The organism is Oceanihabitans sp. 2_MG-2023 (assembly GCF_030547245.1).
GTDB lineage: Bacteria > Bacteroidota > Bacteroidia > Flavobacteriales > Flavobacteriaceae > Oceanihabitans.
Genome location: NZ_JAUOQT010000001.1, coordinates 60,268 through 78,992 on the forward strand (window position 1 = coordinate 60,268; position 18,725 = coordinate 78,992).

At 32.7% G+C, this 18,725-nt stretch carries 17 protein-coding genes; 6 read left to right on the forward strand and 11 right to left on the reverse strand.

Features of this window, described 5'->3' with window-relative positions:
• Positions 1–54: 54 nt before the first annotated feature.
• The 9 genes from murG to mraZ form a co-directional block, all read right to left on the reverse strand.
• Positions 55–1,149, reverse strand: coding sequence for an undecaprenyldiphospho-muramoylpentapeptide beta-N-acetylglucosaminyltransferase (gene murG, locus Q4512_RS00280; protein ID WP_303420395.1), 1,095 nt, complete (start codon positions 1,147–1,149; stop codon positions 55–57).
• A gap of 76 nt (positions 1,150–1,225) precedes the next feature.
• A complete protein-coding gene (locus Q4512_RS00285) occupies positions 1,226–2,419 on the reverse strand; it encodes an FtsW/RodA/SpoVE family cell cycle protein (protein WP_303420397.1) in 1,194 nt (397 codons plus the stop codon).
• Between the two features lie 59 nt (positions 2,420–2,478).
• A complete protein-coding gene (gene murD, locus Q4512_RS00290; RefSeq protein WP_303420399.1) occupies positions 2,479–3,816 on the reverse strand; it encodes a UDP-N-acetylmuramoyl-L-alanine--D-glutamate ligase in 1,338 nt (445 codons plus the stop codon).
• Positions 3,817–3,894: 78 nt separating this feature from the next.
• The gene (mraY, locus tag Q4512_RS00295; protein ID WP_303420402.1) at positions 3,895–5,136 is read right to left on the reverse strand and encodes a phospho-N-acetylmuramoyl-pentapeptide-transferase; all 1,242 of its coding nucleotides are present in this window, start codon (positions 5,134–5,136) and stop codon (positions 3,895–3,897) included.
• A gap of 51 nt (positions 5,137–5,187) precedes the next feature.
• Entirely contained in the window at positions 5,188–6,651 is a 1,464-nt protein-coding gene (locus tag Q4512_RS00300) for a UDP-N-acetylmuramoyl-L-alanyl-D-glutamate--2,6-diaminopimelate ligase (RefSeq protein WP_303420404.1), read from the reverse strand.
• Positions 6,648–8,609: a penicillin-binding protein gene (locus tag Q4512_RS00305; RefSeq protein WP_303421810.1), complete on the reverse strand. Its 1,962-nt coding sequence runs from the start codon at positions 8,607–8,609 to the stop codon at positions 6,648–6,650. The genes Q4512_RS00300 and Q4512_RS00305 overlap by 4 nt, the downstream gene beginning before the upstream one ends.
• 61 nt (positions 8,610–8,670) lie before the next feature.
• Entirely contained in the window at positions 8,671–8,991 is a 321-nt protein-coding gene (locus Q4512_RS00310) for an FtsL-like putative cell division protein (RefSeq protein WP_303420406.1), read from the reverse strand.
• 19 nt (positions 8,992–9,010) lie between these two features.
• Positions 9,011–9,919 carry a 16S rRNA (cytosine(1402)-N(4))-methyltransferase RsmH gene (gene rsmH / locus Q4512_RS00315; protein WP_303421812.1) on the reverse strand — a complete coding sequence of 303 codons (909 nt, stop codon included), beginning with the start codon at positions 9,917–9,919 and terminating at the stop codon, positions 9,011–9,013.
• The gene (mraZ, locus tag Q4512_RS00320) at positions 9,906–10,376 is read right to left on the reverse strand and encodes a division/cell wall cluster transcriptional repressor MraZ (protein WP_303420408.1); all 471 of its coding nucleotides are present in this window, start codon (positions 10,374–10,376) and stop codon (positions 9,906–9,908) included. Before mraZ ends, rsmH begins: the two co-directional genes overlap by 14 nt.
• Before the next feature lie 297 nt (positions 10,377–10,673).
• On the opposite strand from mraZ, the gene Q4512_RS00325 reads away from it, so the two are divergent.
• The 3 genes from Q4512_RS00325 (at position 10,674) to Q4512_RS00335 (ending at position 12,924) form a co-directional block, all read left to right on the forward strand.
• Positions 10,674–11,438, forward strand: a complete 765-nt coding sequence (locus tag Q4512_RS00325) for an alpha/beta fold hydrolase (protein ID WP_303420410.1) — start codon at positions 10,674–10,676, stop codon at positions 11,436–11,438.
• Positions 11,439–11,554: 116 nt separating this feature from the next.
• Positions 11,555–12,160 (forward strand): ribosome biogenesis GTP-binding protein YihA/YsxC, encoded by a 606-nt coding sequence (gene yihA / locus Q4512_RS00330; protein WP_303420412.1) that lies wholly within the window; start codon positions 11,555–11,557, stop codon positions 12,158–12,160.
• 29 nt (positions 12,161–12,189) lie between these two features.
• Complete coding sequence (locus Q4512_RS00335) at positions 12,190–12,924, forward strand: DJ-1/PfpI family protein (RefSeq protein WP_303420414.1); 735 nt, start codon at positions 12,190–12,192, stop codon at positions 12,922–12,924.
• A gap of 22 nt (positions 12,925–12,946) precedes the next feature.
• On the opposite strand, the gene Q4512_RS00340 is transcribed toward Q4512_RS00335, so the two are convergent.
• Together Q4512_RS00340 and Q4512_RS00345 are read right to left on the reverse strand one after the other, a co-directional pair.
• On the reverse strand, positions 12,947–14,032 hold the full coding sequence (locus tag Q4512_RS00340; RefSeq protein ID WP_303420416.1) for an ABC transporter permease: 1,086 nt from the start codon (positions 14,030–14,032) through the stop codon (positions 12,947–12,949).
• A gap of 8 nt (positions 14,033–14,040) precedes the next feature.
• Positions 14,041–16,206, reverse strand: coding sequence for a carboxy terminal-processing peptidase (locus tag Q4512_RS00345; RefSeq protein ID WP_303420418.1), 2,166 nt, complete (start codon positions 16,204–16,206; stop codon positions 14,041–14,043).
• A 183-nt stretch (positions 16,207–16,389) separates the two neighbouring features.
• Here Q4512_RS00345 and surE point away from each other — a divergent pair, with 183 nt between their 5' ends.
• The 3 genes from surE to lpxB all read left to right on the forward strand — a co-directional run bounded on the left by surE (position 16,390) and on the right by lpxB (position 18,718).
• Positions 16,390–17,166 carry a 5'/3'-nucleotidase SurE gene (surE, locus tag Q4512_RS00350; RefSeq protein WP_303420420.1) on the forward strand — a complete coding sequence of 259 codons (777 nt, stop codon included), beginning with the start codon at positions 16,390–16,392 and terminating at the stop codon, positions 17,164–17,166.
• Between the two features lie 61 nt (positions 17,167–17,227).
• On the forward strand, positions 17,228–17,509 hold the full coding sequence (locus tag Q4512_RS00355; RefSeq protein WP_303420422.1) for a hypothetical protein: 282 nt from the start codon (positions 17,228–17,230) through the stop codon (positions 17,507–17,509).
• A gap of 90 nt (positions 17,510–17,599) precedes the next feature.
• The gene (gene lpxB / locus Q4512_RS00360; RefSeq protein ID WP_303420424.1) at positions 17,600–18,718 is read left to right on the forward strand and encodes a lipid-A-disaccharide synthase; all 1,119 of its coding nucleotides are present in this window, start codon (positions 17,600–17,602) and stop codon (positions 18,716–18,718) included.
• Positions 18,719–18,725 lie beyond the last annotated feature (7 nt).

The window sequence follows — 18,725 nt, forward strand, 5'->3', positions numbered from 1 at the left end:
ACACTTCGACTACGCTAAGTGTTACGTTTTATTATTTAGTTTTATTATTTAGTTTTATTTACTTAGAAGCTTTTCAACCTCGTCTGCTATTTGTTTTGTTGCATTTACTAATGCAAGTTTTTTAATATTTTCTCCTAATTCTTTTTGCTTTTCTGGTGAAGCCATAAGTTGTGTAAACTTGTTTTCAAAATCTACAACCAAATCACTTTCTTTAATTAATAAAGCTGCATTTTCATTAACAATTGCCATGGCATTTTTAGTTTGATGGTCTTCTGCTACATTAGGTGACGGAATAAATACAACTGGCTTACCAACAATACACAACTCACTAACCGAACTTGCTCCCGCTCTAGAAATAATAACATCTGCTGCTGCATAAGCCAAATCCATGTTATTTATAAACTCATGCAATTGCACATGCTTTTCGTTCCCATCTATTTTATATGTTTTATAATACAGCTTTCCACATTGCCAAATCACCTGTATGTTTAATGTGTTAAAATAATCGAGTTCCTCTCTTATTAATTCATTTATACGTCGTGCTCCTAAACTACCACCAATAACCAAAAGGGTTTTCTTGCCTTCAATTAAGTTGAAAAAATTTCTAGCTTCTGCTACTTTAGAATCTATATCTAATAAGTCTTGACGAACAGGATTACCAGTTTTAATCATTTTTTCTTTTGGAAAGAAACGCTCTAAACCATCATAAGCAACACAAATTTTTTGCACCTTTTTAGACAACAGTTTGTTTGTAATTCCAGGAAAAGAATTCTGCTCTTGAATTAAACCAGGAACGCCACTTGAGGTTGCCATTTGCAATAATGGTCCACTAGCAAATCCTCCAGTTCCTATAACAACATCTGGTTTAAATTGTTTTACAATTTTTTTTGCATTATGTAAACTACTTAATAATTTAAATGGAAACATTAGATTTTTTAATGTAAGCTTCCGCTGAATTCCAGAAATCCAAAGTCCTTTAATAGCATAACCTGCTTGAGGCACTTTCTCCATTTCCATTCGGTCTTTTGCACCAACAAACAAAAATTCTGCATATGGAAAACGCGACTTCAATTCATTTGCAATAGCAATTGCAGGATAAATATGTCCTCCTGTTCCTCCTCCAGATAATATGATTTTATGTTTCTTCATTTTTTTCGTTACTAATGCACGAATATTTTTTTTTAGTAAACCTGCTCGATTATTAAAATCACGCAGGTTGTTTTAATTAAATTGCTTCCGAAAGAATTTCTAACGGATTATCTTCTTTATTTTCTTTGTTTTTATCTTCTTCTCTTTTTGCACTCACACTCAATACAATACCAATTGCTAAGCATGTCATCCAAATAGATGTTCCTCCGCTACTAACTAATGGCAAAGTTTGTCCTGTTACAGGAAACAATTCTACAGCAACTGCCATATTAATTAATGCTTGAAACACTATTGGCAAGCCAACTCCAAGCACTAATAGTTTACCAAAAACGGTATCTGATTTTTGTGCTACAATCACGATTCTAAAAAGCAACCACATGTACATTATCATTAGAAAAAAACCTCCTATTAATCCGTATTCTTCAATAATTATTGCAAAAATAAAATCAGAAGAAGACTGTGGCAAGAAGTTTTTCTGAATACTTTTTCCAGGACCAACACCCTGTACTCCACCAGTAGCAATTGCCGTTTTTGCATGCTCTATTTGATAATTTGCCTCTGTATCTTCACCATTTGAAAAACTTTCAATCCTACTCATCCAGGTATCAATTCTATTTGGCATAGCATCTGGAAACGCTTTTGCTATCAGAATAAAAAACACAAGAGCTAAAATACCAGTACCAATGATTACTGCTAAATATCGTAATGGATAACCACCTAAAAACACCAGCATCACAACCATAACAAACATAATTGCTGCTGTCGAAAAATTTGCTGGAAGTATGAGTATTAACACAAAAAAAACAGGTATCCAAAGCGGCAAGATTGTTTCGGCAAAAGTGATTTTTTGCTCACTTATTTTAGACATATATCTTGCTACATATACCATAAGTACAACTGCTGCCAAAGTAGATGTTTGAAAAGACATATTTACTATTGGAATTTGAATCCATCGACTAGCATTTGCTCCTTCTATAGTAGTTCCCTGTAACATAGTAACAACCAGCAACACTAATACCACAGGAATCATGACCATAGACAAGCCCCTAAAATATCTATATGGAATTTTATGTACCCCATACATAATTGTAAAACCTAAAAACAAATGCATAAAGTGCTTTACAAAAAAAGAAAAGGTATTACCAGAACCCCCAACATAAGCCAAGTTACTTGCTGCGCTATATACAGGTAGGAATGAAAAAATAGCCAATAGTGCAACTATTGCCCAAATTAATCGATCTCCTTTTATATTTTTAAATAATTCTTGCATTTTTTCTTACAATGAGATGCTTAAACATGCGTTAGCATAACATTTCTCTTCTAGTTGTTTTATAAATTTCTTACTGCATCTTTAAACTGTCTCCCTCTGTCTTCGTAGTTTTCAAATAAATCGAAACTAGCACAAGCAGGAGAAAGTAAAACGGTATCACCAGATTGCGCAACCTTGTAAGCTATTTTTATGGCTTCGCTCATAAACTGTGTTTCTACAATAACATCTACCATACCTCCAAAAGTATTCATAAGCTTTTCGTTATCGACACCTAAGCAAATAATCGCTTTTACTTTTTCGTTTACAAATGAAAAAAGCTCTTGGTAATTATTCCCTTTATCTACTCCTCCAACAATCCAAACTGTTGGACTATCCATACTTTCTAATGCATAGTAAGTTGCATTCACATTAGTAGCCTTAGAATCGTTTATATACTGCACCTTATTAATTTTTAACACATGCTCCAAACGATGCTCCACCCCTTGAAAATTCTCTAAGCTTTCACGTATCGTTTGTTTTCTTATTTTTAACAAATGTGCTACAGTGGATGCAGCCATTGCATTTTTAACATTGTGCTTACCTTCTAATGCTAGTTTGCTTGTTGGCATAATTATATGATTGTTATCTATGGTTATTATTATATTTTCTTTATCTAAATACGCACCGTTTTCTATAGTTTTCACTAATGAAAAAGGCAATAATGTGGATTGAACTGGATGTGCTTTTAACCAACTAGTTATTACTTCATCGTCTGCATCGAAAATCAAATAATCTTCTTTTGTTTGATTTTTTGCAATGTTAAATTTGGAAGCGATATAATTTTCAAATTGATAATCATATCGGTCTAAATGGTCTGGAGTAATGTTTGTTATTACTGCTATTTGTGGCTTAAAATCTACAATTCCGTCTAACTGAAAGCTACTAATTTCTAATACGTAGTTTTTACAATCTTCTTGTAAAACCTGCTTTGCAAAACTGTCGCCAATATTACCTGCTAAACCAACGTTTAACTCTTGTTTTAAAATATGATTTGTTAGCGTAGCAGTTGTAGTTTTACCATTACTTCCCGTAATACCAACTATAGTAGCATTGGTATATTTGGAAGCAAATTCAATTTCTGAAATAACAGGAACATCCTTTTGAATTAACTGCTGGATTAAAGCAATTTTTTCTGGAATCCCAGGGCTTTTCATTACTACATTCGCATTTAGAATTTTAGATTCTGTATGCATTTGCTCTTCCCATTCAATCTCATTATGTATAAGAACTTCTTTATATTTTTCTTTTATTGTCCCCTTATCGGAAACAAAAACATCATAGCCTTTTGCTTTCCCTAAAAGTGCTGTACCAACACCACTTTCTCCTCCTCCTAATATGACTAATCTCTTTTTTTTCATGCTTTGTCATGCTTCGCAATGACGTAAATTCTACTTTTATTAATTATGGATTCCGCATCTAGTACAAAATGACAAGCACTATCTAATTTTTAAGGTTACTATGGAAAGTATTGCTAATAAGATTCCAATAATCCAGAACCTAGTAACAATTTTACTTTCGTGATAACCTGATTTTTGATAGTGATGATGCAAAGGCGACATTTTAAAAATGCGTCGTCCTTCTCCATATTTTTTTCTTGTATATTTAAACCAACTCACTTGCATTACTACCGAAAGGTTTTCCGCTAAAAAGATTCCGCATAAAACTGGTATTAACCACTCTTTACGTACAGCAATCGCTATAACCGCAATAATCCCTCCAATAGTTAAACTTCCAGTATCACCCATAAAAACTTGCGCTGGATAGGTATTATACCATAAAAATCCAATGAGCGCTCCCGTAAAAGCGGCTATATAAATGGTAATTTCTTCTATCCTTGGTATAAACATAATATCTAAGTAATCTGAAAAAACTATATGCCCAGATACAAAGGCGAAAATCCCAAGCGTTAATACAATTATTGCTGAAGTTCCAGCTGCAAGCCCATCAATTCCATCAGTAAGATTAGCTCCATTAGAAACCGCAGTAATAATAAAAATAGAAGCAAGAATAAAAATTATCCAAGCATATTTTGCCCATTCAGGATTTATCCAAGTAATTAAATCTGCATAATCAAACTCGTTTCCTTTTACAAAAGGGATCGTTGTTTTGGTAGATTGTTCTTCTGCCGCAAAAAGCTTAGAAGGAAATGCGTTTGGATTTTCAGCTAAAATCTCTTGTTGTTGCGCTACTGGAAGTTTTTCTTTAATGGTAACATTAGGATTAAAGTATAATGTTGCACCAACTATAATACCTAAACCTACTTGACCTAATATTTTAAATCTTCCTTTTAATCCTTCTTTATCGTTTTTAAATTTTTTGATATAATCATCTATAAACCCAATAGTTCCCATCCATAACGTAGTAACTATCAAAAGAATAATGTATGTGTTTTCTAGTTTTGCAAGTAATAACACAGGAATTAACGTAGCAAGGATTATGATAATTCCTCCCATGGTTGGTGTTCCTGCTTTTTCGGCTTGCCCTTCTAAACCTAAATCTCTAATAGTTTCACCAACTTGCTGTTTTTGTAAAAAACGAATAATGCGTTTACCAAATATTGTTGAAAACAATAATGAAATTAGAATAGCAACAGCTGCTCTAAAGGTTATAAAACCAAAAAGTGATGCCCCTGGAAATTGGTATTGTTTTTCTAAATATTCAAATAAGTAATACAGCATTGTTTATATCTTTTTCTATTTGATTCTACATCAACTGCAGAATAACAAAACTTATTTTTGTAATTGTTTTAAAAATTCTTGTACTATTTTATAATCATCAAAATCTTGACGTTTGCCATTAACCTCTTGGTAAGTTTCATGTCCTTTCCCTGCAATTAATATAATATCGTTAGCATTTGCTAACTGGCAAGCTGTTTTAATAGCCTGTTTTCTATCTACAATAGATATTGTTTTTTTATAATTTACAGGCTCAACTCCTGCTTCTATTTCTTCAATAATGGTTTCTGGAACTTCACTTCTAGGATTATCACTTGTAAAAACAACTTTAGTACTTAAAGCCGAAGCAATATTGCCCATTTTAGGTCTTTTGGTTTTATCTCTATCTCCTCCACAACCTACAACCGTTATTAATTCTTCATTTTTTGTACGAATACTATTAATGGTTTCTAGCACATTTTTTAAAGCATCTGGAGTATGTGCATAATCTACAATTGCAGTGATTTTTTCATCTGAAATTAAATACTGAAAGCGTCCACTTACACTTTCTAAAGCACTTATCAACCTAAGAATTTCTACTTTTTCAAGACCTAACAATTCTGCAGTAGCGTAAATTGCTAACACGTTATACGCATTAAACTCCCCAATAAGTTTAGTCCAAACTTCTGCTTCACTAACTTTAAGCAGCAAACCACTGAATTGATTTTCTAAAATTTGTGCTTTATAATCCGCATAGCTTTTTAATGCATATGTACATTTTTTCGCTTTAGTGTTTTGCAACATTACCAAACCATTCTTATCATCTGCATTTACAAGTGCAAATGCATCTGTAGGAAGGTTATCAAAGAACTTTTTTTTCACATCACGGTATTCTGCAAAGGTCTCATGGTAATCTAAATGATCATGAGATAGATTGGTAAAAATACCACCTTCAAAATAAAGCGCCTCAGTTCTATTTTGATGGATTCCATGTGAACTTACTTCCATAAAACAAAAAGCCACTCCTTCCTCATTCATTTCTTTTAAATAACGATTAATTGTCAAAGAATCTGGAGTAGTATGCGTCGCCTTGTATTCTTTGTTATCTACCATTATTTTCACAGTAGAAAGCAATCCAACTTTATAACCAGCATTTTTAAACAACTGATATAACAGTGTCGCTATTGTTGTTTTTCCGTTTGTACCTGTAACACCTACAAGTTTTAATTTTTTAGACGGAGAACCATAATAATTATTAGCCATAATTGCTAGTGCTTTTGTTGCATTTTCTACTTGCACATAAGTCACTTTAGCATTAAAATTATGAGGCATCTTCTCGCAAACAACAACCATTGCACCTTGCTTTATCGCAATATCAATATAGTCATGACCATCTACAACAGCACCTTTAATAGCAACAAAAACATCGTTAATAGCAATTTTACGCGAATCGAAATCTATATTTCTAATATACACGTTTGTACTACCAACCACTGCATTGATATTTACCTTATATAATATGTCTTTAAAATCTATCACGATGCTTCTAAAACTATTGTTTGTTTATTTTTGAGTTTCGTATTTTTATCTACGGATTGTTTTTTAACAATACCAGACCCAGAGACTTTTACTTGTACATCCACATCCATATTTTCTAACAAGGAAATAGCATCCATTGCCGGAATACCAATTACGCTTGGCATAATTGTTTTATAGGTTTGCGCTGTTTTGTAATAGCTTTCAAATTCATTTTCTACAGAAGCATTTTGAACCTCAAGCGACTCTACCTCATCGACAATTGGTGTATCTGTAAATATTTTTTGCGCAATACGTTTAAACACTGGACCAGTTACATCTGCACCATAATAGCCAACTTTAGTACTTGGTTTATGTATAACTACAATGCAAGAATATTTTGGATTTTCTGCCGGGAAGTACCCTGAAAAAGAAGATATATACTTTGGATTTTTATTCCACTCTTCATTGTTTGCATAATCGGTTCTAGCCGTTCCTGTTTTTCCAGCCATAGAAAAAGTTTCGGAATACAATTTTTTACCTGTTCCCCTTACTACAATATTTTTAAGAATATCTTTGATTTGAGAAAGTGTTTCATCAGAACAAATCTTACCCACTAACACTTCTTTTTCAAAAACTTCAATTTCTCTATCAAATTCTTTTACAGCTCTTAAAAAACGTGGTTTTATCAATTCTCCATTATTTGCAATGGCATTATAAAACGCTAAAGTTTGCAATGGTGTTAATTGCATATTATAACCATATGCCATAGAAGGCAGTGCATTTCTACTCCAAATTGCATCTCCAGGCTGTGGAATTACTGGTTTTCCTTCCCCAATAATAGAAACACCTAATGGTTGATCTAATTTCCATTTTCTTAATGTTTTAAGAAATTTTTCTGGTTTTTTTGAATAATGATCATCCACAACAGTTGCCAATCCAATATTTGAAGAAACCTCTAATGCTCTAGCTGCAGAAATTTTCCCATAACCACCATGATGTGAATCACTAATAGTTCTACCATAAAAGCGCTTCTTTCCATTTCCAGCATCTACAACGGTAGATGTATCTACAACCTTATCTTCTAAAGCTGCCATTAAAGCCATTACTTTAAATGTAGAACCAGGTTCATGAGATTCTCCAACAGCATAATTTAGTTTTTCGTAATAATTCCCTTTACTCGTTCTACCAAGGTTAGAGATTGCCCTAATTTCCCCAGTCTCTACTTCCATCACAACCACACAACCATGTTCTGCTTCGTAATATTCTAATTGTTTTAAAAGTGCATGATGTGCAATATCCTGAATATTAACATCTATTGTAGTATATACATCATAACCATCTTTTGCTTCTACCTGGTCATAATCTACAATTGGCTTCCATTGCCCTTTTCCTATTTTTTGTTTTAATCGCAAACCATCTGTACCTCGTAAATACTTAACACCAAAGGCACCATCTATCCCTGGTCTTGTTACATTACCATCTTCATCTGTACGTTCATAACCTATAGTACGCTCAGCAATCCCTCCCATGGGATGCTCACGTTTAGTAGTTTGCTCCACAATAAGCCCACCTTTAAAAGCACCAAGTTTTAGCATTGGGAAATTGCGAAACTGAATGTAATCGGAATACCCTAAATCTCTAGCCAACAGATAGTATCTATTTCTATTTGCTCTAGCTTTTCGCAATTCTTTTTGATAATACGAAGAAGGCTTTCCAGAATATTTTGACAGCGCCTCACTTAAAGGTTTTAAATTTTCTTCAAAGATTTTTGCTGAAGGTGTAATAGCATCAATTCTAATATCATATTTAGGAATAGACGTTGCTAATAAATTCCCATTTACAGAATACACATTCCCTCTATTTGCAAGAATTGGAACCGGCTTAATAGTTCTACTATGCGCTAACTTTTTGTATTTATCTCCTTGCACAAACTGAATGCTTAAAAGTTTAAACACAACAGCCAGAGCAAAGATGAACATACATCCTGCTATGAAATACAATCGGTTTAATATGTTCTTTTCGCTTGCTGCCAAAATGGAACTAATCTTTTTGTGATTTAACTTTTATTTTTTTTGGTGGAACCTCTGAAATAGCGATTCCTTTATCTGCCATTTCACCTTCTAAAAACGACTCTTTTTTCAACTTCATCAATCTACCCCTACCATCTATCATAGCAGACCGAAGCTCTTTAACATGATTATTTAATTTTGCAATTTCGTGCACTTTTTTATCTGCACTATGCGAACTCGCAATCATTACTATAGCTAAACCAGAAATAAACAGAATCATTTTCCAGTTCTTAAAGGCATCATCACTCACCAGAAACCTTCCTTTTAATATACTATAGATATTTTTTTTCACCCTCTTAAGCTTTTAGCAATTAACCTTTAACTTCGAGCTTTTCAGCAATACGAAGCTTAGCACTTCTTGCTCTATTATTTATTTTTATTTCCTCTTGTGTTGGCACAATTAAACCTCCAACTTTTTTAAGAGGCACTTCAAAATTGCCAAACATATCACGCTCTGGTTCTCCTTCAAACAAACCGTTTCTTATAAAACGTTTTACCAGCCTATCCTCTAAAGAGTGATAGGAAATAAAACTCAAACGCCCATTAGATTTTAAAACCTCAGGTGTTTGCAACAAAAACTCTTTTAAGGCTTCAATTTCTTGATTTACCTCAATTCGAATAGCCTGATAAATCTGCGCCAAAACTTTATTCTCCTTCTTATGTTGCAAAAAACGTTTTAACACTTCTTTTAATTGGTCACTAGTCTTAATTGGCGCATCTTTTCTTTGCTCTACAATTTCTCTCGCCATTGCTGGAGCTTGCCTTAACTCTCCATATTGTAACAACACTCTTTTAATATCCTCCTCTTCATAATCATTAATTACATGGTAAGCTGAAACTTCGCTTTTCTGATTCATTCGCATATCCAAATCTGCTGCAAATCTGGTCGAAAAACCTCGCTCTGCAACATCAAATTGATGCGAAGAAACTCCAAAGTCAGCCAAAACACCATCCACCTGCTTTGCCCCATAAAACCTTAAAAACCTTTTCATGTGTCTAAAATTTTCATGAATCAAAGTAAAACGCGGATCATCTATTGTATTTTCAAGCGCATCTGGATCCTGATCGAAAGCAAACAACCTCCCATTTGAACCAAGTCGCTTTAATATTTCCCTACTATGACCTCCTCCTCCAAAAGTGACATCGACATAAACACCATCTTCCACAATGTTTAAACCATCAACGGTTTCTTTTAATAAAACAGGATTATGATATTCCATCGTCTTCATCGTCTTGTCCCATTACTTCTTCAGCTAAATCTGCAAAATCTAGAGCCGCATCATCAATGGCTTGTTCGTATTTATCTTTATCCCAAATTTCAACAATATTAATTGCCGAAGAGACCACTATATTTTTTGAAATACCTGCAAAAACCACCAAATCTTTTGGAATTAAAAGCCTACCAGTAGCATCTACTTCAATCATTTTTACTCCAGCCGTAAAACGTCGAATAAAATCATTGTTCTTCTTTTTAAATCGGTTTAACTTGTTCATCTTACTCATTAAAGCCTGCCATTCACTCATAGGATAAAGCTCTAAACAAGGCTGAAAAACTGCTCGTTTAAGTACAAAACCATTTTGCAAAACAGGAGACAACTGCTTTTTTAACGCAACAGGAAGCATCAACCTTCCTTTTGCATCCACCTTGCATTCGTATGTCCCTATTAATGAGTTCAATGTGACTTTTATCTATTAAAACGATTAAGATTCAAATATATTGAAAATTCTACCACTATTTACCACTATTTACCACATTGTTAATAAATTTTCGACTAAAGGATACTTTATTTCGTTTATTAAAAAACAAAACAATCACAAAAACACTGAATACCAGTAACTTAAATCGACACTAGGATAACCAAAAAGGTTTATTAACATCTCCTACAAGAAACTCTACCAGTGTTTTTATTTAATTTGTTATAATTTGAATGAATTAACTATATTTGTTTTTAATAGAAATGACTAACTAAATCTATGACGCATCGCTTAAAAAAGGAGAAAGATTACAGCTATATTGAGGTTGGAGAAGGCAATCCTATAATTGTACTTCACGGACTTATGGGAGGATTAAGTAATTTTGATGCTGTTACTAAACATTTTAGTGAGAAAGGATACAAAGTTCTTATACCGGAACTACCTATATACAACATGTCTTTACTAAAAACCAACGTGAAGACATTTGCAAATTATTTACATGATTTTATTGAATATAAAGGCTTAAACGATGTTATTTTATTAGGAAATTCGTTAGGAGGACATATTGGTTTATACCATACTAAATTATATCCTGAGAAAGTTAAAGCACTTGTAATAACTGGTAGCTCTGGACTATACGAAAGCGCAATGGGAGGTGGCTACACCAAACGTAGCGACTACGAGGTAATAAAAAAGAAAGCTCAAGATGTTTTTTACGACCCTGCAGTTGCGACTAAAGAAATTGTAGATGAAGTTTACGAAACAGTAAACGACAGAAACAAACTTATTAAAACACTGGCTATTGCTAAAAGCGCGATTAGACACAATATGGCTAATGACTTACCTCACATGCAAGTACCTACTTGCATTATTTGGGGTAAGAATGACACAGTTACCCCACCTGAAGTGGCAGATGAATTTAAAAGCTTATTACCAGATTCTGATTTATTTTGGATTGACAAGTGTGGTCATGCAGCAATGATGGAACACCCAGAAACTTTTAATCTGATCTTAAATGACTGGCTAAAGGAACGAAATTTCTAAAACACGAGTTACAACGCTTTTAGTGCTACTATTTTGGTAACTAACTCTTATGTCTTTACCTTTGAATTTTAGTATTAATTTAATGAGGCTTCCGTTTTCACGGAAACACAATCGTGATGAAAATAAAATCTGCAAAATTTGTAATGAGCAACTCTGATGTTGCAAAATGCCCAAAAGACAGTATTCCAGAATACGCTTTTATTGGAAGAAGTAACGTAGGTAAATCTTCGCTTATAAATATGCTTACTAGCCGTAAAAGTCTAGCCAAAACATCTGGAAGACCAGGAAAAACACAGCTAATTAACCACTTTTTAATTAACGAAGAATGGTATTTAGTAGATTTACCTGGTTATGGATATGCTCGGGTTTCTAAATCTGCAAAAAAGACATTTCAAAAATTTATAACACAATATTTTGCACTACGCGAGCAATTAGTAACAGGCTTTGTATTAGTAGACATAAGACACAAACCACAACCTATAGACTTAGAATTTATGCAATGGCTAGGAGAAAATGGCATTCCTTTTTCTATTATTTTCACTAAAGCAGACAAGTTGAAACCTAAAGCTATAGAAAATCATGTAGAAGATTACAAAAAAGTCCTTTTAGAAACTTGGGAAGAAGTACCAAACTATTTTATTACTTCGTCATCTAAAGATATTGGAAAAGAAGAAGTATTAAAATATATAGATTCTTTGAATGCGAATATGGATTTGAAATAAGCGGATACATAAAAAAACTTGCACTATTAATGATAATGGCTTTTGCAACTTTTTTATTAAGCTGCCATTCTAAAAAATCTCAAAACAGCTCTGCTAACGAAGTGCAAATTCAGAAAGACACAAAAACAGACACACTAACAAAACATTTAAAACCATTTAACGAAGCATTACCTACAATAGGTCTATTAATGTACAATGGTGTTTTACAAAGTGAAGTTATAGCAACCTCGGATGTTTTTTCGAAACCAAGCCAAGATGGCAAACCCCTTTTTAATGTGATAACAATAGCGGAAACGGAAAACCCAATTACAACAGAAGAAGGAATACGAATTGTACCAGATTTCACATTAAAAAAATGCCCGAATCTAATTGCTTTATTTGTACCAAGCGCATATGATATGTTTGCGCAAGTAAACAACAAAAAGTTAATAGATTTTATCAAAGAGAAAAACAACAAAACGAAATACATTGTAAGTAATTGTGCTGGAGCGCAATTAATAGGTAAATCTAAAATTGCAGATGGACACAAAATTGTAACTTGGATTGGAGGTGGAGAACAATTACAAAAAGATTATCCTAATTTAAAAGTTCAAAATGATAGTTTAGTCACTTTTGTTGAAGACGGAAAATTTAGTTCTTCAAACGGAAACTTAGCCAGCTATATACCAGCGCTACATTTATTAGAAAAAATAACTAGCCTAGAGCATCGAAAATTTGTAGAAAGTTATTTGTATCTAGACAGGCTTCAAAATTGGAATAAATAAATTCCTTTTTAGTTAATAAAAATCAACTCTTTACATCTAGCGCATCCCGAAGTGCATTTCCAATTAACATAAAAGCCATTACTAAAGTCATAATACACAATCCTGGAATTAATGCCAAGTAAGGTTTTCCTAAAATAATATAATTATAATGATCTTTTATCATTGCCCCCCAACTAGCCATTGGAGGTTGTGCGCCAATTCCTAAAAAACTCAATCCACTTTCAATTAAAATAGCTGCCGCGAAATTTGCTGCAGATATCACAATTACTGGAGCCATTATATTTGGTAGAATATGTTTGGTAATAATTCTAAAATTATTAAAACCTAAAGCTTTTGCTGCTGTAACGTACTGCATTTCTTTTGCACTAATTATCTGACCTCTTACTACTCTAGCAACTTCTACCCACATGGTTAAACCTACTGCAATAAACACTTGCCAAAAACCTTTTCCTAAAGCTAATGTTATTGCTATCACTAATAACAATGTTGGTATAGACCAAGTAACATTAATTATCCACATAATAAAAGCATCCATTTTACCTCCAAAATAGCCTGCAATACTCCCCATAAAAACTCCAATAATTAAGGATATAAAAACGGCGACAAAGCCAATAAAAAATGAAATTCTTGCTCCAACTAAAATTCGGCTTAGCAAATCCCTTCCGTATTTATCTGTTCCAAAAAGGAACGTTTTAGTAGTAATTAATTTTGTTTCCTGTGAAGGGTTGAAACTCAAAGTCTTCTCTACACCTACCAATCCATCGGAAGCATATTCGGTATAAATCAAACTATTACCTTCTATTTTATAACTAGAAATTGGGATTTCGGTTTCTGTATTTTTTCTTCCGAAGAAAAGTTTATCGAAATAATTCTGCTCGTTTTTAATCGCAGAAGAAATAGTCAACATTTGCACTTTAAACCCAGGCTTTTTAGAGTGTATAGCCAAATGCATCTGATTTGCATATTGGGAATTATCTGGAGCTATTGCATAGGCAAAAACAGAAATTAAACCAATACATACGATAAACCAGAAACTAAAAACGCCCCAAAAATCGTTTTTAAATTTTTGGAGCGCTAAGGCACTTAATGAGTTTGTTTTACTACTCATAAAACTATTTAATCTTTTACAGTAGTAGCTACTTTTTTAATGCTATAAGACATTTTTAAATCTTCAAGTACATGCAAAGCTTCTTCCATATACACGTCTTGACTTAGGCTTTCATGCCATCTATCTCTTTTTTCTTTTAAAATTGAGTCTGTTGCAAACAATTTGTTTTCATAAGGCAAAGACTCAAACGTTAGGTTTGTTTGGTATTCTGACAATTTATCAAAACGTTTTGCTTCTTCCTCAGTTAATTCTAATTCCTGTTTGTATTGCTCATAATTTAGAGCGTGCATATTCTCATCCATTCTGGTTTTAACCCATTTGGCATTTTCTTCAATTAGCTTTAACTGTTCATTATTACTCATACGCTCTTGACTCTTTTTAATAGTAGAATCATAATCAAAATAATTATCCCAGTATTCATAATCTACAGCTTCAATTTTATCCCAAGGCAATGGGTTTTCTTGGTCTTTTTCACCAACATTAATAAAGCTATATCTATCTGGAACGACTACATCACTTTTAACTCCTTCTAATTGAGTAGAACCTCCATTAATTCTGTAAAACTTCTGCGTAGTAAGCTTTAAAGCTCCTAAATCTCCTTGCGAGTTATTACGTACCATTCGATTTAAATCTAAAACATTTTGAACGGTACCTTTTCCATAGGTTTGCTTACTTCCAATAATGATTGCCCTTTTATAGTCTTGCATTGCTGCAGCTAATATTTCGGATGCAGATGCAGAAAGTTCATTTACTAAAATCACTAATGGTCCATCCCAAACAATAGACTTATCCTTATCTTTTAAAACTTCTTTAGGTTCACCTGTAGATCGCACCTGCACAATTGGACCTTCTTTAATGAACAAACCAGCCATGTCTACAACTGTTTGTAAAGAACCGCCACCATTATTACGAAGATCTAAAACCAAACCTTCCATTCCTTCTTCTTTTAAACGCTCAATTTCTTGTTTTATATCACTTGCAGCATTTCGTTTTCTATAATCTTCAAAATCTACATAAAACTTAGGTAGATTGATTACACCATATTTTTTATCCTTATTTTTTACAATAGAGGATTTAGCATAGGTTTCTTCTAGCTCGACAATATCTCTAATTATTGCAATTTCTTCAATAGTACCATCTACTTTTTTAATGGTAAGATTTACTGTTGTTCCTTTTGGACCTTTAATAAGTTTTATAGCATCGTCTAGACGCATACCTACAATATTAACCGCTTGTTCTTCATCTTCTTGACGTACTTTTTGAATAATATCACCAACTTCTAATTCTTTACCTCTCCAGGCAGGTCCTCCAGAAATTAGTTCTACTATTTTAGTGTTATCCATTTTTTTAGATAATCTTGCTCCTATTCCTTCTAATTTACCAGACATTTGTTGATCAAAACGATCTTTATCTTCTGGTGCAAAATAAAAAGTATGTGGATCGAACTCTTCTACAATAGCATTAACATAAATAGAGAACCAGTCTTTACGCTCTTGATCGTCTATATAATCGTTGTAATAATTATTTATAGATTTTAAAGTTTCATTTCTAGCTTCTGTTTCTAGTTGCGCTAGTGTTTTTTTATCGGAAGATTTTTTATTTACATTAGATTCGTCTTCAAAAGAATTATCTACACTTTCTTTTTCGTTCTCAGAAACCAAATCATCATAATTAGCAATAGTAGTAAATTTAAGTTGTTGTCTCCAACGTTCCTTCATTTGCTTTTTATTCTTTACGTATTCTAATTTTTCGTAATCGGAACTATAACTTTCATTTACAGAATAATTAAAAGGCTTTTCTAAGATATCTTTATAGATTGCTTTCGTTTCTTCAATACGCTCTAATAAACGCTTGTGTGTTAGATTGAAAAAAGCAATATCATACGCTTTTAACTGGTCATCTAATTCTGTTTTATATTTTTCGAATTCGTCTATATCGGACTTATAAAAATAACGTTTTAGAGGATCTAGTTGTTCTAGATAATCGGTATAAACTGCTGCAGAAAAATCGTCATTTAAATCTTTAGGGTCAAAATGCCCACGTTCTAACACATAAGTAATCACTTGTATTAGTAGCTTATCTTTATCTGGATCATCAAAAGTTTTACTAGTAAAACTACAAGATGCAAATGCTAATAAAAGCAAGAGGATAAACACATTATATTTCTTTTTCATTTCTTAAATGCATTAATTAATTTAAGCCAAAGTGCTTAAGTTAGGGTTTTGTCTCAATTTACTAAATTAAAGAAAAAACTGTGCCAATGAAAGGTTATGGATACTAATTTTTTGTTAAACCGAAAATATTAATAATATGCTACATAAAATATGTATTTTAGCATAGCTAAAAACAGATAATATATGACAACAAAACCACTAATTTTAGTTACTAACGATGATGGCATAACTGCCCCTGGAATACGCGCATTGATAGAGGTTATGAATACGATAGGTGATGTGGTGGTTGTAGCACCTGATAGCCCGCAAAGCGGAATGGGTCATGCTATTACATTAGATTCTACATTACATTTAGAACAAGTACATATTGATAACGGCAATCAAACAGAATATAGTTGCTCTGGCACACCTGCGGATTGTGTAAAATTGGGAATTAGCGAAATACTAGATCGAAGACCAGATTTATGCGTTTCTGGTATTAATCATGGTTCTAATTCTTCTATTAATGTCATTTATTCTGGCACTATGAGTGCAGCACTTGAAGCAGGAATTGAAGGAATACCATCTATCGGGTTTTCTTTGTTAGATTTTAATTGGAATGCAAACTTTGAAGCTGTTAAAGAATATGCTAAAAATATTGCATTAAACGTTTTAGAAAACGGACTACAAGAAGGTGTTGTTTTAAATGTAAATTTCCCTAAATTGAAGCAAGAAGAAATTAAAGGTGTTCGAATTTGCCGACAAGCAAAAGCAAATTGGAAAGAAGAATTTGATAAAAGAATTAGCCCACAAGGAAAAGAATACTATTGGCTTACCGGAAAATTTGTTAATTTAGATAAAGGAGAAGATACCGATGAATGGGCTTTACAAAACGGTTATGTTTCTGTGGTACCAGTTCAATTTGATTTAACTGCTCATCATTGCATACAGAAATTAAACACTTGGGATTTTAACAAATAGATTATTAATTCCGCTTTTACGGAAAACAAAAGAGAGAAAAACGCTTTCGCGGAAACTGAAGATGAAAAAAGATATTACAATTGGTTTAGTAGTTGGTTTCATAGCAAATCTTATTGGCTTATTTATTGCCACTAAAGTTTTAGGAAAAGGAGATGGTATTTTAGACGCTATAGAAATTGCAAATGCGCAAGGTTTTATAAGCAAACTAATTAGCTTAGGTGCAATATTAAACCTTATTGCTTTCTTTTTCTTTTTAAGCAAACGACAAGATAATCGGGCTAAAGGCGTATTAATTGCAACAATATTTATTGCTATTTTAACGCTTCTTTTTAAATTTATATAAATGTAATATCCATATCTAAAACGTAATAATTATGGATAAAGATATAATGGATACTGCATGTAACCAATTAAAGAAAATAGATACGTACGCATGAAATATTACATTATTGCAGGAGAAGCTTCGGGCGATTTACATGGCTCTAATTTAATGAAGGCATTACAAAAAGAAGATGTGCAAGCCGAATTTAGATTTTGGGGTGGAGATCTTATGCAAAATGTTGGTGGCACATTAGTAAAACATTATAAAGAAAGAGCTTTTATGGGTTTTGCAGAAGTACTACTAAATATAAACTCTATTTTTAAAGCAATATCCTTATGTAAAAAAGACATAGCTAACTACAAACCTGATGTCGTTATTTTAATTGATAATTCTGGTTTTAATTTACGAATCGCAAAATGGGCAAAAGAAAACGCCTTTAAAACGCATTATTATATTTCTCCACAAGTTTGGGCATCTAGAGCAAGTAGAGTAGAGAAAATTAAAAAATATGTAGATGCGATGTATGTTATTCTTCCGTTTGTGGAAGACTTCTATAAGAAATACAACTACAAGGTACATTTTGTTGGGCACCCTTTAATTGATGCTATTGCCAACAGAACGCAAGTAGACGAATACACATTTAGAAAAGAAAACCAACTCAACGAAAAACCAATTATTGCATTACTTCCTGGAAGTAGGAAACAAGAGATTAAAAAAATGCTTTCTGTTATGCTTAGTGTTGTAAAAGAATATCCGGATTATCAATTTGTAATTGCTGGTGCTCCAAGTCAAGAATATAGTTTTTACCAACAGTTTATAAACACAAAAAATGTCTCTTTTATTTCTAATAAAACTTACGACTTACTTAGCGTCTCTACAGCTGCACTAGTTACTTCTGGTACAGCAACATTAGAAACTGCGCTTTTTAAAGTACCACAAGTAGTCTGTTACAAAGGCAGTTGGTTATCTTACCAAATAGGAAAACGTATTATAACACTACAGTTTATTTCTTTAGTAAATTTAATAATGAATAAAGAAGTAGTTACCGAATTAATTCAAAAGGAATTCAACACAAAAAGATTAAAAAAAGAGTTAGATATTATTTTAGACGAATACCAAAGAACGAAGTTCTTTATGAACTATTATGAGTTAGAAAAAAAACTTGGTGGCAGAGGTGCTAGTGAAAAAACAGCAAAAATTATTTATAAAGCTATAACAACAGATCATTAGATTTTTA